At 36.2% G+C, this 359-nt stretch carries 1 protein-coding gene; it reads left to right on the top strand.

The annotated features are described in order from the left end of the window. Positions 1-359: hypothetical protein (locus RCF13_RS23625; protein WP_308141597.1), on the top strand; the 359-nt coding region annotated here is incomplete at both ends.

Raw genomic sequence — 359 nt, 5'->3', positions numbered from 1 at the left:
ACGAAGAATAGATTCCCACTATCACAGAAGTATCTAGACTTTATTAATACTACAAAGAATATCGATGCGGACTTTCTAGAAGGGACCACAGCCAGTGGGAAAACTACTGTAGGCGCTGGGGTTAAGTTTATGCTTATGGTCAGCAAAAGTAAGAAGAAACTTCATATCATAGCATCCAAAACCACAGGAACCGCAGAGAAGAATATAATCCAATCAGATAATGGAATCCTTAGTATTCATAAAGGCAAGGCAACTTATCACGGTAATGGTGATAAAGACTACAAGATACCGCATATCAAATTTGAAGATAAAATCATATTTGTACTTGGATATGATAATAGGGATAAATGGGAATTAGT

Source organism: Stenotrophomonas maltophilia group sp. RNC7 (assembly GCF_030910085.1).
GTDB classification, from domain to species: domain Bacteria; phylum Pseudomonadota; class Gammaproteobacteria; order Xanthomonadales; family Xanthomonadaceae; genus Stenotrophomonas; species Stenotrophomonas sepilia.
Note: the sequence above shows the minus strand (reverse complement) of the source record. Positions and strands in the feature narration are given on the sequence as shown.